Annotated in this window: 24 protein-coding genes and 1 pseudogene; 12 read left to right on the forward strand and 13 right to left on the reverse strand. The window is 60.9% G+C overall.

Going from position 1 to position 26,648, the window contains the following annotated elements; genetic code table 11:
- Nucleotides 1-10: 10 nt before the first annotated feature.
- Genes ACKUG4_RS20805 through ACKUG4_RS20815 form a run of 3 tightly spaced genes read right to left on the reverse strand, consistent with a single transcriptional unit; the run spans nt 11 to nt 2,738 of the window.
- Complete coding sequence (locus tag ACKUG4_RS20805; RefSeq protein WP_064595524.1) at nt 11-880, reverse strand: rhomboid family intramembrane serine protease; 870 nt, start codon at nt 878-880, stop codon at nt 11-13.
- Nucleotides 877-1,851 (reverse strand): metallophosphoesterase, encoded by a 975-nt coding sequence (locus tag ACKUG4_RS20810; RefSeq protein WP_172829526.1) that lies wholly within the window; start codon nt 1,849-1,851, stop codon nt 877-879. The genes ACKUG4_RS20805 and ACKUG4_RS20810 overlap by 4 nt, the downstream gene beginning before the upstream one ends.
- Entirely contained in the window at nt 1,848-2,738 is an 891-nt protein-coding gene (locus ACKUG4_RS20815) for an NAD(+) kinase (RefSeq protein ID WP_011333623.1), read from the reverse strand. Before ACKUG4_RS20815 ends, ACKUG4_RS20810 begins: the two co-directional genes overlap by 4 nt.
- Nucleotides 2,739-2,852: 114 nt before the next feature.
- On the opposite strand from ACKUG4_RS20815, the gene ACKUG4_RS20820 reads away from it, so the two are divergent.
- Nucleotides 2,853-3,803: a DUF1853 family protein gene (locus ACKUG4_RS20820; protein WP_445434727.1), complete on the forward strand. Its 951-nt coding sequence runs from the start codon at nt 2,853-2,855 to the stop codon at nt 3,801-3,803.
- A gap of 74 nt (nt 3,804-3,877) precedes the next feature.
- Here the strand turns inward: ACKUG4_RS20820 and ACKUG4_RS20825 are convergent, their stop codons facing one another.
- Nucleotides 3,878-5,161 carry an arsenic transporter gene (locus ACKUG4_RS20825; RefSeq protein WP_064595516.1) on the reverse strand — a complete coding sequence of 428 codons (1,284 nt, stop codon included), beginning with the start codon at nt 5,159-5,161 and terminating at the stop codon, nt 3,878-3,880.
- Between the two features lie 170 nt (nt 5,162-5,331).
- Nucleotides 5,332-5,889, reverse strand: a complete 558-nt coding sequence (locus ACKUG4_RS20830) for an NADPH-dependent FMN reductase (RefSeq protein WP_039770799.1) — start codon at nt 5,887-5,889, stop codon at nt 5,332-5,334.
- A gap of 185 nt (nt 5,890-6,074) precedes the next feature.
- Between ACKUG4_RS20830 and ACKUG4_RS20835 the strand changes: the two genes are divergently transcribed.
- Both ACKUG4_RS20835 and ACKUG4_RS20840 read left to right on the forward strand, forming a co-directional pair.
- Nucleotides 6,075-6,311 (forward strand): hypothetical protein, encoded by a 237-nt coding sequence (locus tag ACKUG4_RS20835; protein ID WP_007956926.1) that lies wholly within the window; start codon nt 6,075-6,077, stop codon nt 6,309-6,311.
- An 85-nt stretch (nt 6,312-6,396) separates the two neighbouring features.
- Complete coding sequence (locus tag ACKUG4_RS20840; protein WP_445434728.1) at nt 6,397-7,290, forward strand: LysR family transcriptional regulator; 894 nt, start codon at nt 6,397-6,399, stop codon at nt 7,288-7,290.
- Here the strand turns inward: ACKUG4_RS20840 and ACKUG4_RS20845 are convergent.
- From ACKUG4_RS20845 to dnaQ, 3 genes are all read right to left on the reverse strand, one after another.
- Nucleotides 7,256-7,870, reverse strand: coding sequence for a GNAT family N-acetyltransferase (locus ACKUG4_RS20845; protein WP_085648926.1), 615 nt, complete (start codon nt 7,868-7,870; stop codon nt 7,256-7,258). The genes ACKUG4_RS20840 and ACKUG4_RS20845 overlap by 35 nt on opposite strands.
- Nucleotides 7,871-7,884: 14 nt before the next feature.
- Nucleotides 7,885-10,140, reverse strand: a complete 2,256-nt coding sequence (ldcA, locus tag ACKUG4_RS20850) for a lysine-specific pyridoxal 5'-phosphate-dependent carboxylase LdcA (protein WP_445434729.1) — start codon at nt 10,138-10,140, stop codon at nt 7,885-7,887.
- 155 nt (nt 10,141-10,295) lie between these two features.
- Nucleotides 10,296-11,054, reverse strand: coding sequence for a DNA polymerase III subunit epsilon (gene dnaQ, locus ACKUG4_RS20855; RefSeq protein WP_039770804.1), 759 nt, complete (start codon nt 11,052-11,054; stop codon nt 10,296-10,298).
- Nucleotides 11,055-11,242: 188 nt separating this feature from the next.
- Between dnaQ and ACKUG4_RS20860 the strand changes: the two genes are divergently transcribed.
- Nucleotides 11,243-11,548, forward strand: coding sequence for a DUF2388 domain-containing protein (locus ACKUG4_RS20860; protein ID WP_445434730.1), 306 nt, complete (start codon nt 11,243-11,245; stop codon nt 11,546-11,548).
- Here ACKUG4_RS20860 and rnhA read toward each other — a convergent pair whose 3' ends face one another.
- Entirely contained in the window at nt 11,549-12,010 is a 462-nt protein-coding gene (gene rnhA, locus ACKUG4_RS20865) for a ribonuclease HI (protein ID WP_039770807.1), read from the reverse strand. It lies immediately after the preceding gene.
- 92 nt (nt 12,011-12,102) lie between these two features.
- Complete coding sequence (locus ACKUG4_RS20870; protein ID WP_011333614.1) at nt 12,103-12,861, reverse strand: methyltransferase domain-containing protein; 759 nt, start codon at nt 12,859-12,861, stop codon at nt 12,103-12,105.
- A 65-nt stretch (nt 12,862-12,926) separates the two neighbouring features.
- Between ACKUG4_RS20870 and gloB the strand changes: the two genes are divergently transcribed.
- The 8 genes from gloB to fabI all read left to right on the forward strand — a co-directional run bounded on the left by gloB (nt 12,927) and on the right by fabI (nt 23,815).
- Nucleotides 12,927-13,694, forward strand: coding sequence for a hydroxyacylglutathione hydrolase (gloB, locus tag ACKUG4_RS20875; protein WP_445434731.1), 768 nt, complete (start codon nt 12,927-12,929; stop codon nt 13,692-13,694).
- A gap of 99 nt (nt 13,695-13,793) precedes the next feature.
- Nucleotides 13,794-15,269, forward strand: coding sequence for a transglycosylase SLT domain-containing protein (locus ACKUG4_RS20880; RefSeq protein ID WP_445434732.1), 1,476 nt, complete (start codon nt 13,794-13,796; stop codon nt 15,267-15,269).
- 350 nt (nt 15,270-15,619) lie between these two features.
- The gene (locus ACKUG4_RS20885) at nt 15,620-17,452 is read left to right on the forward strand and encodes an extracellular solute-binding protein (RefSeq protein ID WP_085648922.1); all 1,833 of its coding nucleotides are present in this window, start codon (nt 15,620-15,622) and stop codon (nt 17,450-17,452) included.
- A complete protein-coding gene (locus ACKUG4_RS20890; protein ID WP_445434733.1) occupies nt 17,449-19,290 on the forward strand; it encodes an extracellular solute-binding protein in 1,842 nt (613 codons plus the stop codon). Before ACKUG4_RS20885 ends, ACKUG4_RS20890 begins: the two co-directional genes overlap by 4 nt.
- Nucleotides 19,291-19,294: 4 nt before the next feature.
- Nucleotides 19,295-20,368 (forward strand): microcin C ABC transporter permease YejB, encoded by a 1,074-nt coding sequence (locus ACKUG4_RS20895; RefSeq protein ID WP_064595496.1) that lies wholly within the window; start codon nt 19,295-19,297, stop codon nt 20,366-20,368.
- A gap of 1 nt (nt 20,369) precedes the next feature.
- Complete coding sequence (locus tag ACKUG4_RS20900; RefSeq protein ID WP_007956945.1) at nt 20,370-21,389, forward strand: ABC transporter permease; 1,020 nt, start codon at nt 20,370-20,372, stop codon at nt 21,387-21,389.
- 1 nt (nt 21,390) lies between these two features.
- Nucleotides 21,391-23,001 carry an ABC transporter ATP-binding protein gene (locus tag ACKUG4_RS20905; protein WP_221399400.1) on the forward strand — a complete coding sequence of 537 codons (1,611 nt, stop codon included), beginning with the start codon at nt 21,391-21,393 and terminating at the stop codon, nt 22,999-23,001.
- A 19-nt stretch (nt 23,002-23,020) separates the two neighbouring features.
- On the forward strand, nt 23,021-23,815 hold the full coding sequence (fabI, locus tag ACKUG4_RS20910; RefSeq protein ID WP_003202751.1) for an enoyl-ACP reductase FabI: 795 nt from the start codon (nt 23,021-23,023) through the stop codon (nt 23,813-23,815).
- A gap of 63 nt (nt 23,816-23,878) precedes the next feature.
- Here the strand turns inward: fabI and ACKUG4_RS20915 are convergent, their stop codons facing one another.
- The 3 genes and pseudogenes from ACKUG4_RS20915 to ACKUG4_RS20925 all read right to left on the reverse strand — a co-directional run bounded on the left by ACKUG4_RS20915 (nt 23,879) and on the right by ACKUG4_RS20925 (nt 26,588).
- Entirely contained in the window at nt 23,879-25,090 is a 1,212-nt protein-coding gene (locus tag ACKUG4_RS20915; protein ID WP_445434734.1) for a hypothetical protein, read from the reverse strand.
- A 193-nt stretch (nt 25,091-25,283) separates the two neighbouring features.
- Nucleotides 25,284-25,478: pseudogene (locus ACKUG4_RS20920) on the reverse strand (helix-turn-helix domain-containing protein); the annotation flags it as partial.
- Nucleotides 25,479-25,622: 144 nt separating this feature from the next.
- A complete protein-coding gene (locus ACKUG4_RS20925; RefSeq protein WP_085648919.1) occupies nt 25,623-26,588 on the reverse strand; it encodes a sensor domain-containing diguanylate cyclase in 966 nt (321 codons plus the stop codon).
- Nucleotides 26,589-26,648: the final 60 nt, after the last annotated feature.

Genomic DNA, 26,648 nt, shown 5'->3' on the forward strand with positions numbered 1-26,648 from the left:
TTCAAAAAATTCAGGCGGCCAGTTTACGGCGGTTGTACAAACCGCCCAACAAACCGGTTAAGCATCCGATGAGTAACCCGCTGACGTGGGCAGCGTTGGCGATTTCGCCGAAACCGATCATCGAGATCAGCCCGGACATGCACACCAGCAACCACACCAGCATCATTGCCAGCACGCCGCGCGGCAGGCGATAGGCCGGGTTCGGCGCCAGCAACTGGAAGATCCAGCAGTGACCGAGCAATCCGTAAAGTACGCCGGACAGGCCGCCGAACAGGCTCGGGCCGCCCCATGCGAACTGCGCATAGTTGGAAACCAGGCCGAACAGCAGCGTCAGACCGATCAGGTTGACGCTGCCCTGGCGCGACTCGATGCGCCGCCCCAGCTCCCAATACCACATGCCGTTCATGGCCAGGTGCAGGATGCCGAAGTGGATCAGCATCGGCGTAAACAGGCGCCACCACTGCCCCGCTGCCAGGCTGTCGGCCAGTGGTGTGAAGTGGATGTAGTCGCCGACCACGCGAAAATCGAGGAAGGTCAGCCAACGCATCGTGTCGAGGTTATCGCCAAGGAAGGTCAACCCGCCGACGATCAGGCTCAGCAGCAGAATGAATCCGGTGGCTTTGGCATGTTTCAGTTGCTCGGCGAAGCTCGGGCGCTTGAGCGTCGGCGCCGCCGGAATTTCCAGTTGCTGATCCGGGTCGCCCGCCGGGAAACGCTCGTACAGCGAGCGCACGTCGTCGCTGATTTCCGAGGGCACCCACAACACCTGCTCGCCCGCCTCTTCGCTGACGCGATGAGGCACTTGCATGCGTTGCAGCAGTTTGACGAACCCACTCAGGTCCGCCGCCAACGGCACACGCAAGACCGCTATGGCACTCATCGCAGCACCTCCGGCCGCTCGACGTCGACCCAGACAAATTTATGCGGATCGAGGCGGGTTTCCTGATCCAGACGATAGGCCACCAGTTTGCCGTAGAGCACCGCGCTGTAATCCAGGCACGCGAGGTTGGGGCGGATCGGCGCCGGTTTGCCGCTGCGCCAGTAATGACCGACGAACAGCAACGGCTCATCGACGCCGTAGCGCAGCAGGGAATTCTTTTCGCTGGAGGTCAGCGGCTTCTGCGCCACCGGCTCTGGCAGTGCATCGGGCTGGAAGACGATGTCGCCGTAGGTCTGCGGGTCGTCTTCCCAGAACTTGGTGCGGAAGAACGAACGCACCAGGCCATCGCCGCTGGTCATGGTCAGGCCATCCGGCAGGCGCATGTCGGTGCCGCGCAGCAGGCGATCGAACACGGTGCAGGCGAAACTGCCCGGCACCGCCGAGGCCTGGAGGAAGTGTTCATCGATGCAGCCATCGGGAAACAGCGCGCGCAGCGGCTCGATCAGGCCGGCATCCCAACAGGCATGCACCACGCGGAAACGTCCGGCATCGACGAACAGCGGCAGTTGGTAAAACCATTGCTGGAAATCGTGCCAGTCGCCCGGATGGTTTTCGAACTGGGTCAGGGTTTCATGCAGCAGGCGGGCATGGCGCGGGGTGTGTTCACGGACGAACTGCTTGCCGCTGCCCGGAGGCGCCGGGGTGCTCCAGCCGAGTGCGTTGAACTCGTGGTTGCCCATGATGCACAACGCCTGACCGGCCTCGACCATATCGTGGACGATGTGCAGCGCCTCGCGAATCCGCGGGCCGCGGTCGATGATGTCGCCGACAAACACGGCCATGCGCGACGGATGCCGCCAGACCCCGCCCTGCTTGTGATAACCGAGACGGTCCAGCAGGTGTTCCAGGGTCAGGGCGCATCCGTGCACGTCACCAATCAGGTCATAACTGCGCGCGGGATCGAGCATCAGTCGCCTCCACCACCCAACTTGCTGCCCCAGCCGAGCTTGGTCCGGCAGACTTCGTAGTAGTTGTGGTCGAGCGGATGAATCAACCGCAGCTTCTGCGCTTTCTTGCTGACGGTGATGGTGTCACCCGGCGCGCAGGTGAAGTGGTTCTGCCCGTCGCAGGAGACCTGCGGGTAGATCTGCATATCTTTGGACACGACGATTTTCAGCTCACTGTTGCCATCGACCACGATCGGTCTGCCCGACAAGGTATGGGGGTACATCGGCACAATCACAATAGCGTCAAGCTTGGGATGCATGATCGGGCCACCGGCGGACAGTGCGTACGCGGTGGAACCGGTCGGAGTGGCGACGATCAGGCCGTCGGCCTTCTGGCTGCAGACGAACTGGCCGTCGATGTACAGCTCGAACTCGATCATCCGCGTCGATTTGCCCGGGTGCAGCACCACGTCGTTCAGCGCATCGCCCTGGCCGATGGCTTCGGCGTGGCGACGGACTTCGGCTTGCAACAGGAAGCGGTTTTCCACCAGATAATGGCCGTCGAGCACTTCGGCGACCTTGATTTCCAGCTCGTCGGGGCGAATATCGGTGAGAAAGCCGAGGCTACCACGGTTGATCCCGAGTACCGGAATATTGTGTTTGGCCAGTGCCCGCGCCGCGCCGAGCAGGCTGCCGTCACCGCCGACCACGATCACCATGTCGCAGACTTCGCCGAGCATCTTGCGCGACGAGGTTTGCAGGCCATGGCCCGGCAGGACTTCGGCGATGGTGTCTTCGAGAATCACATGCAGGTGACGATCGAGCAGGAAGCGTTTCAGTCGGCGGACGGTATCCAGCACCTGGGAGCTGCCCAGGCGACCGATGATGCCGATATTACGAAATTGCTCCATGGGACTCCTGCGGGGACTGAGACGGCGAAAAGCACGATTATGGGCGAAAGCGCCGGATAGACAAAATCCTTTCAGCCCCAAGGCTGCACCGGTGTTTGAGGCTATGCTCGCAAGATGATCCTATTTCCCGATTTGCTGCAGTTGCCCCACCAGTTACGTCACCCGGAGGTGCGTGATCTGGCGTGGGTGATCCTCGCCCCGCCGATGCTCGCCGCCACCCCGTGGCCGCAGCGCCATCCGCTGGCGGGCAGCGACTGGGTCAGCGACCCCGAGCGGCTGGAACACTGGTTGCGCCAGCTCGACCGCGACAGTTACGGCCTGCTGCACTGGCTGTCCCAGGCCCGCACCCGGCGCCTGGGCCTGTATTACGAGCGGTTGTGGCAATTTGCGGTGGAGCACGCGCCAGGCATCGAACTGATCGCCGCCAACCTGCCGATCCGCCGCGAAGGTCACACCCTCGGCGAGCTGGACATGCTGCTGCGCGACCGCGACGGCGTGCACCACCTGGAACTGGCGATCAAGCTCTACCTCGGCCCACAGAACGGCGACGGGCATGATCCGGCGTCGTGGCTGGGGCCGGGTTGTCATGATCGGCTGGATCGCAAACTGGCGCATTTGAGCGAACATCAGCTGCCGATCTCCGCGCGCCCGGAAAGCCGCGAAGTGCTGGCGGCGCTGGATGTCGGGTCGTTCAGTGCGCAACTGTGGCTGGGCGGATACTTGCTGTATCCGTGGCCCGGCCAGTCGGTGCCACCCAGCGGCGCCCATCCTCAGCATTTGCGTGGCAGTTGGCTGCATCAAAAAGACTGGCCGGCGTTTGTCGCTCAGCGCCCGGCCGGACGCTGGCAACCCCTGCCCCGCCACGCCTGGCTGGCGCCGGCGCACTACCCGGCGGAGCAGACCTGGAGCAACGGGCACTTGCAGGCCTGGCTCGATGAACTCGAACCGCTGGCCCCGGCGCAACTGATGGTGCGCCTGACCGAAAATGCCCGGGGCGAGTGGGAAGAAGCCGAGCGGCTGTTTCTGGTGTCGGACCTGTGGCCGAATGTGCCGGGCCAATCCTGATTTCTGTGCCGTCTGATCCGGCCCCTTCGCTGGCAAGTCGAGTCGTCGCACCGCAGCGATTGAGCCGACTCGGTCTAAATGGAAAGTCTCACGGCGAGTGCCGCCAAGGTCACCAACAGAACCGGCACCGTCAGCACGATCCCGACCTTGAAGTAATACCCCCAGCCGATCTTGATGTTCTTGCGCTCCAGCACATGCAGCCAGAGCAAGGTCGCCAGACTGCCGATCGGGGTGATTTTCGGCCCCAGGTCGCTGCCGATCACGTTGGCGTAGATCATCGCCTCCTTCACCACACCGCTGGCCTGGCTGGCATCGATCGACAGCAGACCGACCAGCACCGTCGGCAGGTTGTTCATGATCGACGACAACAAGGCCGTCAGCACCCCGGTGCCCATCGCCGCGCCCCATACACCGTAATCGCCGAATACATTGAGCCACCCGGCCAGATAATCGGTAAGCCCGGCGTTGCGCAGTCCGTAGACCACCAAATACATGCCCAGCGAGAAAATCACGATCTGCCACGGCGCCTCTTTCATCACCTTGCGCGTGGAGATCTTGTGCCCGCGCGCGGCAATCGCCAGCAACAGCGCCGCGCACACCGCCGAGATCGCACTGATCGGAATGCCCAGCGGCTCCAGCGCGAAACAGCCGATCAGCAGAATCACCAGCACCGCCCAACCGGCGTAGAACGTGGCTTTGTCGTGAATGGCGGTTTGCGGATGTTCAAGCTGTTCCGGGTCGTAAGCCTTGGGAATGTCGCGGCGGAAGAACCAGAGCAACATGCCCAGCGTGGCAGCGACGCTGACGAAGTTGACCGGCACCATCACCGCCGCATAACGGTTGAATCCGATGTGGAAGAAATCGGCCGAGACGATATTCACCAGGTTCGACACCACCAGCGGCAGGCTCGCGGTGTCGGCAATGAACCCCGCGCCCATGACGAACGCCAGGGTCGCCGCCGGAGAAAAACGCAGGGCCAGCAGCATGGAAATCACGATGGGTGTGAGGATCAGCGCCGCCCCGTCATTGGCGAACAATGCCGAGACCAGCGCACCCAGCAGCACCATGAAGGCAAACAGCTTGCGCCCGCTGCCCCGTCCCCACCGCGCTACGTGTAACGCCGCCCAGGCGAAGAACCCCGCCTCGTCGAGCAGCAGGCTGATGATGATCAGCGCTACGAACGTGCCGGTGGCGTTCCAGATGATTTGCCACACCAGCGGGATGTCGCTCAGATGCACCACGCCGAAAATCAGCGCAACGATGGCGCCGAACGTTGCACTCCAGCCGACCCCGAGGCCTTTGGGTTGCCAGATCACCAGGGTAATGGTCAGCAGGAAAATCAGTGAAGCAGCGAGCATTCGCGACAGCCTTCAATAAAAGGGAAAAATTGAGCCACACCACAAAACCTGTGGGAGCGAGCCTGCTCGCGATGGCGGTGTGTCATTCAACTGATGTGCCAGCTGATACACCGAGATCGCGAGCAGGCTCGCTCCCACAGGGGCAATATCTTGTCAGAAAATTCAGCGAATCACTTCTTGTGCTGCGTCACCCACTCACCAAACGCATTGATGAAGCTTTGCAGGAACGGCTTCACCGACTCGTTAAGCTTGCCCGCTTCATCGAACGCCGTACCCGCGCCGCCCAGGTAGGCTTCCGGCTGCTGCATGCACGGCACGTTGAGGAAAACGAAGGACTGACGCAAATGCTGGTTGGCGCCAAAACCGCCGATGGCACCCGGCGAAACGCTGATCACCGCTCCCGGTTTGCCGCTCCAGACACTCTTGCCATAGGGCCGCGAACCGACGTCAATGGCATTCTTCAAAGGCGCCGGCACCGAGCGGTTGTATTCCGGGGTGACAAACAGCAGAGCGTCGGATGAGCCCACTTTTTGCCGGAAAGTGCTGTAGGCTGCCGGCGGTGAATCGCCGTCGATGTCTTCGTTGTAGAGTGGCAGATCGCCAATTTCGACAATGTTCAGCTTGAGATTGGCCGGTGCCAGTTCCGCCAGCGCCAGGGCGACCTTGCGGTTGATGGACGCCTTGCGCAGGCTGCCGACCACTACTGCGACGTTATAGACATTGCTCATTGGAAGACTCTCGACTGTCCGTGGGAGGAGCCAGTAGTTATAGATGATCCGATGACGATTCCACCAGACGCCGAAGGTTATTTCCCGCGTCTGGAATATTTTTTTCATGTAGGAAAACTTACCAAGCTCGATGACGGTCTACCAAGCCGCAAATCAAGCGTTTTATCTCCAGAGGTTCTAAGCAGATGGCAGCAGTACTCGTCGGTCAGTTCCATGCAAGAGATGCGGAAGGCCGCGTTTATTCCGTGCATGAGTTCCAGGAATCCAACCCGTCGGCAGACGGTTTCACCGGCACGGAGCCCGTTACCACCTACAAGCTGGCGATTGGCGACCGCGTCAACAAGATCGACGACAACGAGTTTTTGCTGGTTCAGTCGGGCATCACCCTGATCCGCGAACCCGAGCCATCGGTCGCTTCATAACCGATCGTTATGAGCAGAAGTCATCCGCGCCGAGTTGGGGTAGGATTCAGCCACTGACCCCAACGGCCGGACATGGACTTCACGCATGCGTTTACGTCATATCGAAGTGATTCAGGCGCTTTTGCAGACCGGTCACGTGGGCACCGCCGCCGAATGGCTGCAACTAGCGGCGCCCGAGGTCGAGGAGCGTTTGCGCGAAGCCGAGAGTCAGCTTGGTTTCATGCTGTTCGCCAGCGTACGCGGACGACTTCAGCCAACCCCGGAGGCCCGGGCGCTGCAAGTCGAGATCGGCCACATCTATGAAGCGCTGGAACCGCTGCAACGGCTGGCCAGCAGCATCAAGCAATATCTCGCCCCACCCTTGCGGATCATCGGCACCCCGCCGCTGGCCCAGCAACTGCTGCCGCAAAGCCTCGCCGCCCTGCGCCGGCGCCTGCCCGACGTGCCCTGCATCCTGCTCAGCGAGCCGACCCGCGACATCGTCCGCCACCTGCTGCTGCGCGACAGCGATCTGGGCCTGAGCCTGCACGATCCACAACACCCTGACATTGATTGCCAGCCGCTGGCTCAGGGCAAGTTGCAATTGCTTGCGCCCCACGGCTGGCTGCAACCGAAGCAGAAATACATTTCCCTGCAGGATCTGGCCGGTCAGGCGTTGGTCGGCCTCGAAGGCCAGGACCCGCTGAGCCCGGCCCTGGAAAACAAGCTCCAGGCCCTGCGCCCGGCGCCGACCATCCAGACCCGGGTGCAGACCCACCAGATGATGCGCAGCATGGTCGAGGCCGGCGAAGGCCTGGCGATCGTCGACCCGTTCACTGCCCTTGGTGCGCGGGCGGGCGGTCTCGATGTCTGCCCGTTGTCGCCGGCGGTGCCGATCAGCCTCTATGCCCTGACCTTCAAACACGCCACGCCATCAGCGGCGATTCAGACGCTGCTCGGGATCGTCACGGAACAAGCCGAGGCGATGCTGGCGAACTGATCGGATGCTCCAGCGGGTTATCGAACAATCGATACCAGAACAGCGCCACTTCGGCGGTGTTCGGATCGATGCCGCGATAACGCAAGTGGTCGATGCCGCCGATCACATACCCGCAGCGCTCATACAGACGGCAGGCGCCGAGGTTGTTGTTCTGGGTTTCCAGCATGATCCCCGGCAGCTTTTTCTTGCGGCTCCAGAACTGCGCCACGTCGAGCAAGGCCTTGGCCACACCATGGCGCCGTGCCGGAGCGTGCACCGCCAGTTCATCGATATGGGCGAAGCCGTTCCAGTTGGTGCTGATCACCAGATGCCCGACCGGCTCATCCTCCAGGTACGCCATGAAAATCGCACTGTCAGCGGCGTCGCGAAAGCTGCTGAACTCCTCCGGATCGATGCCGTAGCACTTGCGATACGGCACGATAGGCGTCACGGCCCATTGCGCCACGGGTTTGCCGATTTCGGCCGTGCCGTAGGCGGCCACCTCGAAGCTGAAATCGCTGCCCCAGATGTAAGCGGCAAAACCGTCGTCGGCGACTCGCACCGACAACCCTGGGTATTTCGGATTCATGACCGGTTGCATACTCGGAAAAGCCCTCATTCCTTGACGCAATCGACGGTGTATTGCCGTCCATTGCCCTCATCTTCGTGTTGCAGACCGTGCACATCGACCACGAACCCCGGAAAAGTTGCGTCGAACGTGCGGGCAAATCTGAGGTATTCGATGATCGAGCGCGTGGATTCGGTAAAGCGTTCGCCAGGCATGATCAGCGGAATGCCCGGCGGGTACGGCACCAGCATCACCGCTGCCACCCGGCCTTCCAGCTCATCGATCGGCACCGCCTCGACTTCACCGCGCACCAACTGGTCGTAGGCGTGGGCCGGTTTCATCGCGATTTCCGGCAGCACCGTGTACATGCGCTTGAGGTGTTTGGCGGTGGCGTTGCTGCGATAGCAGGCGTGGAGTTGATCGCACAGATCGCGCAGGCCCATGCCGCGATAACGCACAGGATCTTCCTGGGCGACACACTTCAGGCAGGTGTCGAGACTGACGTTGGCGTCGTAGCTGCGCTTGAACTCCAGCAGTTCGGTCAGCAGCGTGCTCCACTTGCCCTTGGTGATGCCCATGGAGAACAGCACCAGAAATGAGTACAGGCCGGTTTTCTCCACCACCAGTCCGCGCTCCCAGAGGAAACGGCTGACCACTGCCGCCGGAATGCCCTTGTCGCTCAAAGCGCCGCCGGCGGTCAGGCCCGGCATGACCAGGGTGACCTTGATCGGATCGAGCAGCACATAATCGTCGCTGACCTCGCCGAAACCATGCCAGTCCGCATCAGGCTTCAGCAGCCAGTCCTCGGTCTGCACCCGGTCGATGCCTTCGACACCCGGCGGCTGCCAGATCGAAAACCACCAGTCGTCGGCGGCAATGTGCTGGCGCAGATTGGCCAGCGCCCGGCGAAAGCTCAGGGCTTCGTCGAAGGTTTCCTGTAGCAGTGAACGTCCGGCCGGCCCTTCCATCATCGCCGACGCCACGTCCAGCGAAGCAATGATGCTGTACTGCGGCGACGTCGAGATGTGCATCATGAACGCTTCGTTGAACCGGTCGCGATCCAGCTTCCGCGCCCCGCCGTCCTGCACATGAATCATCGAAGCCTGACTGAACGCCGCCAGCAGTTTGTGGGTGGAATGGGTGGTGAACACCAACGGACTGTCCTCGCTGCGCGAGGTGGCCATGCCGTAACGACCGGCGAAAAATTCGTGAAACGCGGCGTAGGCGTACCAGGCCTCGTCGAAATGCAGGACTTCGACACTGTTGCCCAGACTCTGCTTGATCAGCTCGGCGTTGTAGCAGAGGCCGTCGTAGGTGGAGTTGGTGATCACCGCCAGTTTGACTTTCGGTTCGCGGCCCTTGGTCAACGGGCTGGCATCGATCTTGGTCTGGATCGATTCGCGACTGAATTCACTGAGCGGAATCGGGCCGATGATGCCCAGCTCGTTGCGCTCCGGGCACAGGTACAGCGGAATCGCGCCAGTCATGATGATCGCGTGCAACACCGACTTGTGGCAGTTGCGATCCACCAGCACCAGATCATCGCGCCCGACCATCGAGTGCCAGACGATCTTGTTGGCGGTCGAGGTGCCGTTGATCACGAAAAACGTGTGATCGGCGCCGAAATTGCGCGCGGCGCGTGCTTCCGCCTCGGCCAATGGCCCGGTGTGGTCGAGCAAGGAACCCAGCTCCGGCACCGACACCGACAAATCCGAGCGCAGGGTGTTTTCCCCGAAGAACTGGTGAAACGCCTGCCCCACCGGACTCTTGTGATAAGCCACCCCGCCGCCATGGCCTGGGGTGTGCCAGGAATAATTGGAATCGGCGGTGTGCTGCACCAGCGCCTTGAAGAATGGCGGCAACAGGCCGTCCAGGTACTTGCGTGCCGCCCGCGCCACTTGCCGGGCGAGAAACGGCACCGTGTCTTCGAACAGGTAGAGAATGCCGCGCAACTGATTGAGCTCGGCCATGGCATCGGCCGGGGCGTTTTCCAGGGTGACTTGCTCGCCGAGGGCAAAAATCGGCAGATCCGGCGCCCGCACCCGGGCCAGACCGATCAGTTCGGCCATGTTCTGCAACAAGTGGGAGTTGGTGCTGGCGTCTTCGGCGGCGATCAGCATGCACGCCAGACCATGGTGGGTCGACGCCACCAGCCGGCCCTCGGTGTAGTCCGTGGCCGAAACGATACTGAAACCTTCCAGCTCCAGCTCTCGGGCGATGCCGCGAATGCGTTCACCGGCAACCGTGTCGGCCTTGATGTCGCGGTGGACGATCAACACCGGGAACTTCAAATCTTTGTACATGAGGCTCAGTGTCCTGAGGCGGCGGAGAGTGATCTGCCAATGTCCTCAGGGTAGAGGGTCGGAGCGGATGTGGCGAGGGTGGCCAGTTGTCAGTACTGCCAAAAACAAAGGATCGCCTGAACACGGCCTGGATGTTCGGGCGATCCTTTTTTGCCTTACGCTTGAGCTTCGGCTTCCAGCAGTTGAGTCCACAACGCCGGGGCACCGGCCGATTTGGCGATGATTTCCAGGCGCACCTGGTGTTCGGCCAGCTCGGCTTCGGTAGCGCGAATGATCCGCCCCGGTTTGCGATCTGCCGGCAGACGGCGGATTTCGGTAGCCGAGTTGTCCGCGCCCTCGCCCGTGCCATTGCCGTCGGAGGCGTTGCCGGCCAGCGACAGGCTGGTCTGGCCACCGGTCATGGTCAGGTAGACGTCGGCGAGAATCTCCGAGTCGAGCAATGCGCCGTGCAGCTCACGGCCGGAGTTGTCGACGCCGTAGCGTTTGCACAGGGCATCGAGGCTGTTGCGCTGACCCGGGTGACGTTCCCGGGCCATCATCAGGGTGTCGAGGATCGTGCAGTGCTGCGTGATGTCCGCGCGATCCTGCTGGCCCATCAGGGCGAATTCATTGTTGATGAAGCCAACGTCGAACGCCGCGTTATGGATGATCAGCTGCGCGCCGTTGATGAACTCGAAAAATTCGTCGGCCACTTCGGCGAAGCGCGGCTTGCCGACCAGGAATTCGTTGGTGATGCCGTGAACGGCGATCGCGCCTTCGTCACTCTCGCGATCCGGTTGCAGATAAACGTGAAAGTGCCGGCCCGTCAGACGTCGACCGATCAGCTCGACACAACCGATTTCGATAATCCGGTGGCCGTCGGTCACTGGCATGCCGGTGGTTTCGGTATCGAGTACAACGGATCTGGTGGCCATCAGTGTTCAGCTCTCAACGGGGTCAATCGTGCAAAAGCGGCGATGTTAACACGCTCGCGGTACGCGTCGCGCGCCGTCAGGTGACCGGCGCTCATGCAGTTTTTAACAATCATTAGCAATGTTCATAAAGTCGGCGGCAAACCGCCTTGTTAGCGTACGCGGCTTGTTTCCTGCGGATTGAGAGCGTCATGAGGACTGCATACGTTTTAATGCTCGGCGGCTGCCTGCTGGCGGCCGAAGCGCACGCCACCAGTTTCGTCATCAGCACCGACATCACCATGAGCCTTACGCTCAGCTCCAGCAAAGGCACCAGCGGTTCGTTCAAGGACGACAAGATCGTGTTGGCGGCCAAGGATGACGCCGCGGCGTTCGTTGCCAGCGACGGGGACATTCGCGGCGCACAGATGGAAGCGGCGCTGACGCGAATTCGCAGCCTGCTGCCAGGTCAGCCCTATACCGACCTGCAACTGGCCACGGCCATTTTGATGCTTTGATCAATCCTGCTTGTAACCGCGAACCTCATCCACCCCACGGTTGGCCAACTGGTCAGCCCGTTCGTTGCCGTGGTGGCCGATGTGGCCGCGGACCCATTTCCAGGTGACCTTGTGGCGGTTGACCTGCTCATCCAGCTCCTTCCACAGGTCAGCGTTTTTGACTGGCTCCTTGGCAGCGGTTTTCCAGCCGCGTTTCTTCCAGTTGGCCATCCACTCGTTGATGCCTTTCATCACATATTGCGAGTCGGTGACCAGCAGCACTTCGCACGGACGCTTGAGGGCTTCGAGGCCGCGAATCGCGCCGAGCAACTCCATGCGGTTGTTGGTGGTGTTGGCTTCGCCGCCCCACAGTTCCTTTTCAACACCCTTGCACACCAGCAAGGCGCCCCAGCCGCCGGGGCCGGGGTTGCCTTTGCAGGCGCCGTCAGTGAACAGTTCTACGCTATCGACGCTTTCGCTCATGCCAGTCTATCCAGAAAAAATGCGTGGCCTCGCCGATCACGGATCGACGATGGCCAAGGCCGGGATATACCCGGCCATAAATAAAAGAAGGTTTACGGTTCGATGCGCCGGCGATTGACCTTGGCCATCGGCAGCGGAATCAGCTTGCCCATCGGCTCGCGGCGTTCCTGACGCACCGGACGCAGGCCGACCACGATCTTGCGCGCGACCAGTAAATAGAAGCCGCCGCCCGACAGTTGCCAGTCGCCGGCCTTGCGTTCCCAGCCGGCCAGACGGGCCTGCCACTTGGGTGACGCGAGCGGCGGACGATAGCACCCGAAGCGGCGTTTCTCCAGCGCGAAGCCCAGCAGATTAAGCCAGTCCGCCACCCGCGACGGCGAGATACAGCGCGCCTGATGCAAGGCGTCATGGGCGAACACGTGGCGCAGCCCCCAGGTGCTCCAGGGGTTGATGCCGACAATCAACAGATGCCCGCCGGGGCGCACGCTGCTGGCTGCTTCGCGCAGAAGACCGTGGGGCGACAGACAGAAATCCAGGCCGTGCTGCAACACCACCACATCGGCGGCGTGCTCGCTCAACGGCCAGGCCTGTTCTTCGCAGACGATCTCCACGCCCGGCAAGGGCGCGCCCAGCCGCACGTTGCGCTGCACCTGCGGCGCCGACGGCGGCGTTTCGGCGGACGGGCCGTAATGCACCAGATAGCCGCCGAAGAACCGGCCCAGCTCGTCTTCGAGCATGCGCCGTTCTTCGTCCAGCAGAAATTGCCCGAGGGGGCCGGACAGCCATTCACGGGCTGCACCGATCAGCGCGAGCCAGTCAGGATCGGCCTGAGCGAACGCTTTATCGATCATTGCATTCTCCAACACGCCAGGAACCTCTAAGATGCGCCAATGTTACCCGCTTGGCGAATTCGACGATGATACAGATCAGTGCCCTGCCCGCCTTCACCGACAACTACATCTGGTTGTTACAGGATCATGCCACCCAACGTTGCGCGGTGGTCGATCCGGGGGATGCCGCCCCCGTGCAGGCGTGGCTCGACGCGCATCCGGGCTGGGTGCTCGGCGACATCCTCATCACTCACCATCACCACGACCATGTCGGCGGCGTCGAGACGCTGAAAAAGGCCACCGGTGCCACGGTCTACGGACCGGCCAGCGAAAGTATTCCGGGGCGGGACGTGGCCCTCGAGGACAACGACACGGTGCGCGTGCTCGGCTGGGACTTCGACGTCCATGCCGTGCCCGGCCACACCCTGGGACACATCGCCTACTACCATCATGGCCTGCTGTTCTGTGGCGACACCCTGTTCGCTGCCGGCTGCGGCCGTTTGTTCGAAGGCACGCCGCAACAGATGCACCAGTCGTTGAGCCGTCTGGCGGCGCTGCCGGAAGACACCCTGGTCTACTGCACCCACGAATACACCCTGAGCAACCTGAAATTCGCCGCCGCCGTGGAGCCGGGCAACCGGGACATCGCCGCCCGTCTGGAAAAAGTCAGCCAGCAACGTGCGAATGGCGTGATGACACTGCCCTCGACCCTTGCGCTGGAAAAGCTCACAAACCCGTTTTTGCGCACCGGTGAAATATTGGTTACACAAAAAGTGGACGAACGGAACGGCCCTCAAAACCGGGCGCCGAGTGAGGTTTTTGCGGCTCTGCGGGCATGGAAAGATACGTTCTAAGTGGCTCCCTGCCTGGTACAAAAATTCTGAATGGTTGACCGCAGGGGGTGCGCTTTCTAGAATCGCCCGACATTTTTGCCCGGAACTTACTTCCAGCCAATGTCGTCATCCATACGTAAGTCCGTCAATTCAGATGCATTGACCCGCCTGGCGCAAGCCATCGCGGTGGCTGTGTCCGCCACACTGGCGGGCTGTTCCAGCCATGCTCCGCAGACTGAAGCGACACATACGCCGAACATTGCTGCGCGAGCCAAGCAGAAGCCCATCTGGTTGTCGGAAAAGCCCAGCCCGCAGGTGCCTCAGGACATCTGGGAGCGCATGCGCGGTGGCTTCCAGCTTCAGGAAGGTCTGGGCGTGAACCCGCGCATCGAGCAACAGCGCCTGTGGTTCGCAAGTAACCCTTCCTTCCTCGAGAACGCCGGCGAACGCGGCAGCCTCTACATTCATTACATCGTCGAGCGCCTCGAAGAACGCAACATGCCGCTGGAACTGGCGCTGCTGCCGGTCATCGAAAGCGCCTACAACCCGATGGCCTATTCCCGGGCCGACGCGGTGGGCCTCTGGCAGTTCATCCCGTCCACCGGGCGCTATTTCAACCTGCGTCAGACCCGTTTCTACGATGGCCGTCGCGACATTACTGCCTCGACCACGGCAGCGATGGACTACCTGACCCGCCTGCACGACATGTTCAACGGTGACTGGTTGCTGGCACTGGCCGCGTACAACGCCGGCGAAGGCACGGTCAGCCGCGCCATCGAGCGCAACGAAAAGCTGGGCCTGCCGACCGACTACTGGAACCTGCCGCTGCCGGCGGAAACCCAAGCCTACGTACCGAAACTGCTGGCGCTCTCGCAAGTGGTCCTGACGCCTGAAGCCTATGGCGTGAACCTCAACCCGATCGCCAACGAACCGTATTTCCAGGTCGTCGAAATCAACCAGCGCATGGACCTGTCCAAGGTCGCGGCGGTGGCCAACATCGACGAAGACGAGCTGTTCCAGCTCAACCCCGCCTTCAAGCAGCGCACCACCATCGACGGCCCGCAGCACCTGCTGGTGCCGACCTCGAAGGCGCAGCTGCTGACCGCCAGCCTGCAGACCATGCGTCCTGACGAACTGATCAGCCCGCGTTCGCTGAAACCGGTGTTCGAAGGCGCCGATCCGAGCGAGATCGCCCAGGCCAAGCGTGCCTATCGGGTCAAGCGTGGCGACAACCTCGGTTCCATCGCCAAGGCCAACAAGGTCGAGGTCAAGGACCTGCAACGCTGGAACAAGCTGACCGGCAAGAACCTCAAGGTCGGCCAGACCCTGGTCATGCAGGACACCAGCAAGCGCACACCGGCGCGCAGCAGTGGCGGGCGCATCAACACCGTCATCGCAGCCAACAGCAAGACCAGCAGCAAGGCCAGAGAAAAGGACGACGGTAAACAGACCCAGTACAAGGTTAAACGCGGCGACACACTGTACGTGGTCGCCAAGCGTTTCAACGTCGAGATGCAGCACCTCAAGCGCTGGAACCCGGGCGCCGGCAAGGCGCTCAAGCCTGGGCAGATGCTCACGGTCTACCAGCCGCACTGACCAGGAGCCCCTGAATTTCAGGGGCTTTTTTTCGCCTGGATCAAAAGCCTTCCCTCACCCTAGCCCTCTCCCGGAGGGAGAGGGGACCGATCCGGGGATATTGGAGATCTACGCCGACTTGAACGACTTGCTTTGAATCCATAATCGACTCGGTTTTTCAGGTCGATGTATCACGCAAGACATCGCCGTCAGTTCCCTCTCCCTCCGGGAGAGGGTTAGGCGGGCGGCGTTCCGATGAGGGAGCGCTTTCCTTTGCCGATTAACCCCACATTAACCTCTGTCTTTTTCCTGTCCATACAAGCTGTTACTGTACGGCCCACAAAGCCCAAGCCGCCTGGATCGGATCTGACTTGAAGCGTCCCCTCCTCCTGCTCCTGATCAGCCTGGCCTTGAGCTCCCCCGTCAGCGCGACGATCACCGAAAGCCACGGTTATGCGCAGTTCGGCACGCTCAAGTACCCGGCCAGATTTACCCACTTCGACTGGGTCAACCCGCAAGCGCCCAAGGGCGGTACGTTGCGGGTGATGGCGTTTGGCACCTTCGATACGCTCAACCCCTACACGTTCAAGGGCACCAGCCCGGTCACCACGGCGAATTTCCTGCAATACGGCATCAACGAGTTGAACGAGCCGCTGATGGTCGGCACCGGGCAATACGCGCCGTCCGGTGACGAACCGGCGTCCAGTTACGGTTTGATCGCCCAGTCGGTGGAGTACAGCGAAGATCGCAGCTGGGTGGTGTTCAACCTGCGCCCGCAAGCGCGCTTCCACGACGGCACGCCGATCACCGCTTACGATGTGGCGTTCTCCTACCGTTTGCTGCTCAAGGAGGGTCATCCCCTGTACCGCACCGCCCTTCAGGAAGTGCTGCGCGTCGACATCCTCAACCCGCAGCGCATCCGGTTTGTGCTTAAGCGCAGCGGCAATCCGTTGCTGATCCTGCGTCTGGGCGAATTGCCGGTGCTGCCCCAGCATTACTGGAAGGGCCGCGACTTCAAGGCCACCACCTTCGAGCCCCCACTGGGCAGCGGGCCGTACCGCATCACCTCGGTCACACCGGGCCGGCAGTTGATTTTCGAGCGGGTCAAGGACTACTGGGGCAAGGACCTGCCAGTCAATCGCGGCAAATACAACTTCGATCGCATGGAAGTCGAGTTCTACCGCGACAGCGATGTGGCCTTCGAAGCGTTCAAGGCCGGCGAGTTCGACATCTATATCGAGCATCAGGCGAAGAACTGGGCCAATGGCTACAACTTCCCGGCCGTGCGCCGTGGCGACGTGATCAAGGCGCAGATCCCGCACCAGATCCCGACCCAGAGCCAGGGTCTGTTCATGAACACCCGGCGCGCGACCTTCGCTGACGTCAAGACCCGCGAAGCCCTCGGCCTGATGTTCGACTTCGAGTGGACCAACCGCGCCTTGTTCAGCGAGGCCTACAAGCGCACCACCAGCTACTACCCCAACAGCGAGTTCAGCGCCGTCGGCCTGCCGGTCGGCCATGAATGGCTGATGCTCAAGCCGTACAAGGATCAACTGCCGGCGCGTCTGTTCACCGAACCGTTCACGCTGCCGCAGACCGACGGGCGCGGCATCCCCCGGGAAACCATGCGTAAAGCCCTGGCGTTGCTGGCTGACGCCGGCTGGAAGCTCAACGGCCAGCGCCTGCAGAACGCCGCCGGCCAGCCGCTGCGCTTCGAGCTAATGCTGGTCAATCCCAGCCTGGAGCGTCTCTATCAGCCGTACATCGAGAACCTCAACAGTATCGGCATCGAGGCGCGCCTGCGCACCGTCGATCGCGCGCAGTACAAACAGCGCCTCGATCAATTTGATTTCGACATGATCTCGATGACGCTAGGCCAGACCTTAAGCCCGGGCCTGGAACAATGGCAGTACTTCCACTCCAGCCAGGTAAACGTCAAGGGCAGCAAGAATTACGCGGGCATCGCCAATCCGGTGGTCGATCATCTGCTTGAACACTTGCTCGCCGCGCAAACCCGCGACGAACAAGTCGCCGCCGGCAAGGCACTCGACCGAGTGTTGCTCTGGCAGCACTACAGCATTCCCAACTGGTACCTCAATTATCACCGTCTGGCGTACCGCAACCGGTTCGCCTTCGTCACCACGCCGCCCTACACCCTGGGCCTGAGCGCGTGGTGGCTGAAATCTTCGGAGAAAGATCGATGAAGCCTATCCGCGCCCTGCTTGTGCAGGCCAGCGGTCTGCTGTTCGCCGGGCTGGCTTGTGCCGCCCCGCAACACGCCGTGACCCTGTACAACGAGCCGCCGAAATACCCCGCCGACTTCAAACACTTCGATTACGTGAACCCCGACGCACCCAAGGGCGGAATCTTCCGCCAGGCCGGCTTCGGCGGCTTCGACAGCCTCAATCCTTTCATCAGCAAAGGCGTGCCGGCGGACGATATCGGCCTGATCTACGACACCCTGGCCAAACAGGGCCTGGACGAGCCATTCACCGAATACGGCCTGATCGCCAGCAAGATCGAAAAGGCCCCGGACAACAGCTGGGTGCGCTTCTACCTGCGTCCCGAAGCGAAGTTTCACGACGGCCACCCGGTACGCGCCGACGACGTGGTGTTCAGCTTCCAGACCCTGACCAAAGAAGGCGCGCCGATGTATCGCGGCTACTACGCCGACGTCGAGGAAGTGATCGCCGAAGACCCGCTCAAGGTGCTGTTCAAGTTCAAGCACACCAACAACCGCGAACTGCCGCTGATCCTCGGCCAGTTGCCGGTGCTGCCCAAACATTGGTGGGCCGAGCGTGATTTCAACAAGGGCAACCTGGAAATTCCTCTTGGCAGCGGCCCGTACAAGGTCACCCAAGTGAAGGCCGGGCGTTCGGTGCGTTACGAGCGGGTCAAGGACTACTGGGGCAAGGATTTGCCGGTCAATCGCGGTTTCTACAACTTCGACGTAATGACCACCGACTATTACCGCGACAACACCGTCGCACTGGAAGCGTTGAAAGCCGGGCAGTTCGATTACTGGCTGGAAATGGCCGCGAAAAACTGGGCCAATGCCTACAACGTGCCAGCAGTGACCGAAGGGCGGCTGATCAAGGAACAGATTGCCAACAGCAACCCGACCGGCATGCAGGGCTTCGTCTTCAATCTGCGCCGTCCGGTGTTTCAGGACGTGCGGGTACGCCAGGCCCTCGGCCTGCTGTTCGACTTCGAATGGACCAACAAGCAATTGTTCAACGGCGCTTACGCGCGCACCCGCAGTTATTTCGAAAACTCGGAAATGGCCGCCACCGGCCTGCCGGATGCAGAACAGGTGGCAATCCTCGACCCGTTCCGCAGCCAGCTGCCGGCGCAGGTGTTCAGCGAAGCCTTCGAGAATCCGAAAACCGACGCCAGCGGCATGATCCGCACGCAACAGCGCGAGGCGTATCAGCTGCTGCAAGAGGCCGGCTGGAAAATCGTCGACGACAAAATGGTCGACGCCACTGGCAAACCGGTAGCCATCGAATTCCTGCTGGCGCAAACCGAATTCGAGCGCGTGTTGTTGCCGTTCAAGCGCAATCTCAGCGATCTGGGCATCGATCTGGTGATCCGCCGCGTCGACGTCTCGCAATACGTCAATCGCGTGCGTTCGCGGGATTTCGACATGATCGTAGGCAGCTTCCCGCAGTCCAACTCGCCGGGTAACGAACAGCGCGAGTTCTGGATGAGCGCCGCCGCCGACAAGTCCAGCAGCCGCAATTCAATGGGCCTCAAGGACCCGGTGGTCGACCATCTGGTGGAAAACCTGATCAACGCCGATTCGCGCAAAAGCCTGGTGGCCCAAGCCCGCGCTCTGGACCGTGTGCTGCAATGGGGCTACTACGTGATCCCCAACTGGCACATCAAGACCTGGCGCGTGGCGTACTGGAACCACATCGGCCACCCGAAAGTCTCCCCCAAGTACGACATCGGCATTAACACCTGGTGGGTCAAACCCGATGCGAAACCTGCGGTAGAAGTCGAAACCCAACTGCAAGCCGACCCTGTGGGCACGGAGTAATCAGATGCTGGCGTACATTTTTCGGCGACTGCTGCTGATCATCCCGACCCTGTTCGGCATTTTGCTGATCAACTTCGTGATCATCCAGGCCGCGCCCGGCGGGCCGGTGGAGCAGATGATCGCCAAGCTCGAAGGTTTCGAAGGCGCCACCAGCCGCATCGCCGGCGGCGGTGCCGAGGTGTCAGTGGCCGGCTCCTCCTATCGCGGAGCGCAGGGCCTGGACCCGGCGCTGATCAAGGAAATCGAGAAGATGTACGGGTTCGACAAGTCGGCCCCGGAGCGTCTTTGGATCATGGTCAAGAACTACGCGAAGCTGGATTTCGGCGACAGTTTCTTCCGCGACGCCAAGGTCATCGACCTGATCAAGGAAAAGATGCCGGTGTCGATCTCCCTCGGGCTGTGGAGCACGCTGATCATGTACCTGGTGTCGATCCCGCTGGGGATCGCCAAGGCCACGCGGCACGGCAGCCATTTCGACGTCTGGACCAGTTCGGCGATCATCGTCGGCTATGCGATTCCGGCGTTCCTGTTTGCGATTTTGCTTATCGTGGTGTTTGCCGGCGGCAGCTATCTGGACTGGTTTCCGCTCAGGGGCCTGACCTCGAACAACTTCGACGAGCTGAGCCTTGGCGGCAAGATCCTCGATTATTTCTGGCACCTGGCGCTGCCGGTGACGGCGCTGGTGATCGGCAACTTCGCGACCATGACCCTGCTGACCAAAAACAGCTTCCTCGACGAAATCAACAAGCAGTACGTGGTCACCGCCAAGGCCAAGGGCCTGACCCGCCACCGCGTGCTCTACGGCCATGTGTTTCGCAACGCGATGCTGCTGGTGATCGCCGGGTTCCCGTCGGCGTTCATCGGCATCTTCTTCACAGGTTCCCTGCTGGTGGAAGTGATTTTCTCCCTCGACGGCCTCGGCCTGATGAGCTTTGAAGCGGCGATCAACCGCGATTACCCGGTGGTGTTCGGCACCCTGTTCATCTTCACCCTGCTGGGGCTGGTGGTGAAACTGATCGGCGACCTCACCTACACCCTGGTCGATCCGCGCATCGACTTTGCCAGCCGGGAGCATTGAGATGAACCTGTCCCCTCTCAACCGCCGGCGCTTCGAACTGTTCAAGGCCAACAAGCGTGGCTGGTGGTCGCTGTGGCTGTTTCTGATCCTGTTCGGCCTGAGCCTCGGTGCCGAGCTGATCGCCAACGACAAGCCGCTGGTGGTGCACTACGACAACAACTGGTACTTCCCGGCGATCAAGCGCTACCCGGAAACCACTTTCGGCGGCGAATTCCCGCTGGAAGCCAACTACAAGAGCCCGTACATCCGCGAACTGCTCAAGGCCAAGGATGCGTGGGTGCTGTGGGCGCCGATTCCGTTCAGTTACCAGAGCATCAACTACGACCTGAAAGTCCCAGCCCCCGCACCGCCGTCGGCGGACAACCTGCTGGGCACCGACGATCAGGGCCGCGATGTACTGGCGCGGGTCATCTACGGCTTCCGGGTCTCGGTGCTGTTCGCCCTGACCCTGACCGTGCTCAGCTCGATCATCGGCGTGATCGCCGGCGCCTTGCAGGGCTTCTATGGCGGCTGGGTCGATCTGGCCGGCCAGCGCTTCCTGGAGATCTGGTCGGGGTTGCCGGTGCTGTACCTGCTGATCATTCTTGCCAGTTTCGTCCAGCCGAACTTCTGGTGGCTGCTGGGGATCATGCTGCTGTTCTCGTGGATGAGCCTGGTGGACGTGGTGCGCGCCGAGTTCCTGCGCGGGCGTAACCTCGAATACGTGCGCGCAGCCCGGGCGCTGGGCATGCAGAACGGCGCGATCATGTTCCGCCACATCCTGCCCAACGCGATGGTTTCGACCATGACCTTCATGCCCTTCATCCTGACCGGCGCCATCGGCACCCTCACCGCCCTGGACTTCCTCGGTTTCGGCTTGCCCGCCGGCAGTCCGTCGCTGGGTGAACTGGTGGCCCAGGGCAAATCCAACCTGCAGGCGCCGTGGCTGGGCATGAGCGCGTTTGCGGTGCTGGCGCTGATGTTGAGTTTGCTGGTGTTCATCGGCGAGTCCGCTCGCGATGCCTTCGACCCGAGGAAGTGACATGAATCAGGACAATCTGATCGAAATCCGCGACCTGGCCGTCGAATTCGGCATCGGTGATCGCGTGCAACGGGTGGTCGAAGGCGTGAGTTTCGATATCAAGCGCGGCGAAACCCTGGCGCTGGTGGGCGAAAGCGGCTCGGGCAAGTCGGTGACGGCGCACTCGATCCTGCGCCTGCTGCCCTACCCGCTGGCGCGGCATCCGGCCGGCAGCATCACCTATTCCGGGCAGAACCTGCTGGAGCTGAGCGAAAAGACCATCCGTCACATTCGTGGCAACCGGATCGCGATGATCTTTCAGGAGCCGATGACTTCGCTCAACCCGCTGCACTCGATCGAGAAGCAGATCAACGAGGTGCTGGGCATCCACAAGGGCCTGACCGGCAAGGTCGCGACCAAGCGCACGCTGGAGCTGCTGGAGATGGTCGGCATCCCCGAGCCGCACAAGCGCCTCAAGGCCCTGCCCCACGAATTGTCCGGCGGACAGCGCCAGCGGGTGATGATCGCCATGGCCCTGGCCAACGAGCCGGAACTGCTGATTGCCGACGAACCGACCACCGCGCTGGACGTGACCGTTCAGCTGAAAATCCTCGACCTGCTCAAGGAATTGCAGGCCCGATTGGGCATGGCACTGTTACTGATCAGTCACGATTTAAACCTCGTGCGAAGAATTGCGCATCGTGTATGTGTCATGCAGCGCGGTTGCATCGTCGAACAGGCATCGTGCGCAGAGCTGTTCCGTTCGCCGCAGCATCCGTACACTCGGGAACTGCTTGGCGCGGAGCCCAGCGGAGGCCCGGCGAGCAATAAAATCGGGGCGCCGCTGCTTGAAGTCGAGGATCTGAAAGTCTGGTTCCCGATCAAGAAAGGCCTGCTCAAGCGCACGGTGGATCACGTCAAGGCAGTGGACGGCATCAATTTCAGCCTGCCTCAGGGTCAGACTCTGGGGATCGTGGGGGAAAGCGGTTCCGGCAAATCCACCCTTGGCCTGGCGATCCTGCGATTGATCGGCAGCCAGGGCGGGATCCGTTTTGAGGGCAAGCAGCTAGACTGCCTGACGCAGAGCGAGGTCCGGCCGCTGCGCCGGGAGATGCAGGTGGTGTTTCAGGACCCGTTCGGCAGCCTGAGCCCGCGGATGTGCGTGAATGACATCGTTGGCGAAGGCCTGCGGATCCACAGGATGGGCACCGCCGCCGAGCAGGAAGCGGCGATTATTGCGGCATTGAAGGAGGTAGGTCTGGATCCGGAAACCCGGCACCGCTACCCCCACGAATTTTCCGGTGGGCAGCGGCAGCGTATCGCCATTGCCCGGGCCTTGGTGCTCAAACCGGCGCTGATCCTGCTGGACGAGCCGACCTCGGCCCTCGACCGGACGGTGCAGCGGCAAGTGGTGGAGCTGTTGCGTTCACTGCAAGCCAAGTACAACCTGACGTATTTGTTCATCAGCCATGACCTGGCTGTTGTGAAAGCGCTGAGCCACCAGCTGATGGTGGTCAAGCATGGCCAAGTGGTCGAACAGGGAGACGCGCAAAGTATCTTTGCCGCCCCCCAACATCCGTATACACAGCAGTTGCTGGAGGCCGCTTTCCTGGCACCAGCCACTGCGCAATAACCTGAAAGAGGAGCAACACATGGGTTTTCTCGCCGGTAAGCGCGTACTGATCGTCGGTGTCGCCAGCAAGCTGTCCATCGCATCCGGCATCGCTGCCGCCATGCATCGCGAGGGCGCTGAGCTTGCCTTCACTTATCAGAACGACAAACTGAAAGGTCGCGTAGAAGAGTTCGCACAGGGCTGGGGTTCGAGCCCTGAGCTGTGCTTCCCGTGCGACGTGGCCAGCGATGAAGAAATCGCCAAGGTCTTCGAAGAACTGAGCAAGAAGTGGGACGGCCTGGACTGCATCGTGCACTCCGTCGGCTTCGCCCCGGGCGACCAACTGGACGGCGACTTCACCGAAGCCACCACCCGTGAAGGCTTCCGCATCGCTCACGACATCAGCGCCTACAGCTTCGTGGCCCTGGCCAAAGCCGGTCGCGAAATGATGAAAGGCCGCAACGGCAGCCTGCTGACCCTGTCCTACCTGGGCGCCGAGCGCACCATGCCGAACTACAACGTGATGGGCATGGCCAAGGCGTCGCTGGAAGCCGGCGTGCGTTACCTGGCCGGCTCCCTGGGCCCGGACGGCACCCGCGTCAACTGCGTATCGGCCGGCCCGATCCGCACCCTGGCGGCTTCCGGCATCAAGAACTTCCGCAAGATGCTGGCCGCCAACGAAGCGCAAACCCCGCTGCGCCGCAACGTCACCATCGAAGAAGTCGGCAACGCCGGCGCCTTCCTGTGCTCCGACCTGGCATCGGGCATCAGCGGTGAAATCATGTACGTGGACGGCGGCTTCAACACCACCGCCATGGGCAACATCGAAGAGTAATCTTCGGCTAGCCGCTAAAAAACCCGCCAGTGCTGGCGGGTTTTTTTTGCTCGCGGGGCCCCTTCATCCCACGAAACCCAACACCTGCGCCAGCGGTTTACCCGCAGGATCAATCTCGTCAGCAGCAGCGATGATTCTCCCTGTAATGCTCTGGACAATGCAGTCATTCATGCGCCACCCCTCCAACCTGGCAACGCCTCCAACCCCGAAGTTATCATCGAGTTTACCGTCTTCCAGAATACGCAGAAGGGTCAGCACAAGGTCGGAACGCACCCCCACAATGATGCTTCCATCTGGTTGAACGACCACGTTTTGAATAGTCACGAAGCGTCCATTAATGTCGGTCCACAGTACTTGGCCATTGTTGAAACGGGGATCGGGTGTTCCATCATTCTGCAAGCGTACAGTTGCGACGCTAATTCCTGCGGCAGAGCGTACGGATGCGGCAAAGGTTATTCCGTGACGCGATATGCCCACGTTGTTAAATAAACTGTATTCCTCAGAAATCTTGTACAGACCGCCTGTTGCAAACCCTTTGTCCAACTTTCCGCTTTCGTCATAACTAGCCAGAACACTTTTGGGTTCTGATTCATTGCCGGTGGAGTTATCGAGCGATCCACTGACTATAAACCCTCCCTGCAACTTCGGCTTGATGCTCTCGATACTCGAGTAGCGTGCGTTGTCGAATATGATCTTAACTTCGCCATTTCCACCGAATGTATCGTCAAGATCGCCATTAGGGAGATAGCAGCGGATGGTTCCACTCCCCTCAACGGCAGCTCCTGTTCCATCATGCAGAATGTGGCTTTGACCCAACAGGACACGCCCATCGGAGAGGGCACAACCCTTTGCTTCGTCAGTTATCACACTTTGCCCAGGGTCAAGTGGAATGTCGGGAAAGATTTTCGTGCCAAAGACCAGATTCTGACTGCCGTGCTCATTGAACTTCGTGACTGCAGCTAACCGGTTTAAGCCATCGCCAGTGCTACCGATAGCAACGAAACCGCCATCGTCTTGAATGTCAAGTTGACGCGAAGCGGAATATTTTGGCCCAAATTGCCAAGGTGGATTCACGAATGAAGGGTCGATAGAACCATCGCCGTAGGCCCGAATCAGCTGCAATTTGCCTGCCGAATCATAAACATAAACAATACGTCCAGTTTTTGTCTCCACCACGGAGCCGCAGCTGCCTGGTCCGATATTAATGACTCCATCTTTGGCAAAAGTTGGATCCAGATCACCAGCATTGCGATGTGTTTTGGCCAGGGTTGACATGGAGTTTTCCTCTGATTGTCAATATTCTCCGCCCTGAGAAAAACAACCAGTCTTCCCGACTCCAGCAGAATGTCTTTTACAGCGCCCACGCTAGCGCCTGAAAACAGATAATTACACTGTCAGGACTGACAGTTGACTTTCATCAGAAGGGCTTTTCGCTTTCGATCTGCAGACATTTGTTGAACATTATTCGCAGCGGCAAGTTGCGTATCGCTGGATGATCAATCGCCTGCCGCCCGGTGCGATCGAACAGACGCACGCCCAAGGCCTGCTCCAGATTGCGTATCTGCGCACTGACCGCCGATTGCGTCAGGCCGATATGCAAGCCCGCCGCGGCAAACGTGCCATGCCGCGCCACTGCCAGAAAGGTTTTCAATTCACGCAGCATGGCCGCCTCGATTGATCGAAATAATTTGTGCTCGGCGCAAAAACTATCGTCTTTCAATCGAAAAGCACGGCGCTAGACTCAGTTCATCCCAACCGTTGAAATACGCCTGCTGTGGGAGCGAGCTTGCTCGCGATGAGGTCAGGACTAACAACGCTTCAACGCCTGCTTGTGCGCATACATCGCTGCATCCGCATCCGCCAGCAACTTATCCACGGTGTCATGGCGCTGCGGGTTGTATTCGATCTGGCCGACACTGAAGCGAATCGCGTAACCGCGGTGCAACGTGGCATTGCGTTCTTCGAGGATTTCCTTGAGTCGCGCCATGATCGCCGTGGTTTCGACGTGGCTCGAGCCGGTCAGCAACGCCACGAACTCATCACCGCCCAGCCGTCCCACCACATCGCTCTCGCGAAAGGCGATACGCAACACATCGGCAAAGGTTTTGAGCGCACTGTCGCCCTCGGCATGGCCGTAGAGGTCGTTGATCTGCTTGAAGTCATTGAGGTCGAAAAACAGCAACGTTGCCGGTTTTTCCAACCGTGCGCAGGCATCCAGCGCATGCTGGGCGAGCATCTTGAAGCCGCGACGGTTGGACAGCAGCGTCAGCTCGTCCATGCTCGCCATCTGCACGGCCATCAGTTCCTGCTCGGCCATGCCCGCCAGATCGCGCAGCAGGGCGCGCTCCTCTTCGTCGAGATCGCGGGGTTTGGTGTCGATCAGGCACAAGGTGCCCATCTTGTTGCCGCTGGGTACGGTCAGCGGATAACCGGCGTAAAACCGGATGTTCGGCTCCCCGGTAACCAAAGGGTTGTCGTGGAAACGCTCGTCCTCTCGGGCGTCAGGTACCAGCATGAGCTCGTCCCTGAGAATCGCATGGCCACAGAATGAAACAGAGCGTGGCGTTTCGGTCGTGTCCAGACCCACGCAGGACTTGAACCATTGCCGCTCCTTGTCCACCAGCGTGACCAGCGCGATCGGCACGTTGAACAGCCGCTTGGCCAGTCGCGTCAGCCGGTCGAAGCGCTCTTCCGGTGCGGAATCGAGCAATTTCAAATCATGCAGCACTTGAACTCGGACAGCTTCATTGGCAGGTTTGCCGGGTACCAGCATCACACACTCCTTTGTCTTCGATGCAGTTGAGCGTAGCCCGAATCAGCGATGACTCAACCT

The sequence above is a fragment of the Candidatus Pseudomonas auctus genome, from assembly GCF_048654275.1.
GTDB classification, from domain to species: Bacteria; Pseudomonadota; Gammaproteobacteria; order Pseudomonadales; family Pseudomonadaceae; genus Aquipseudomonas; species Aquipseudomonas pharyngis.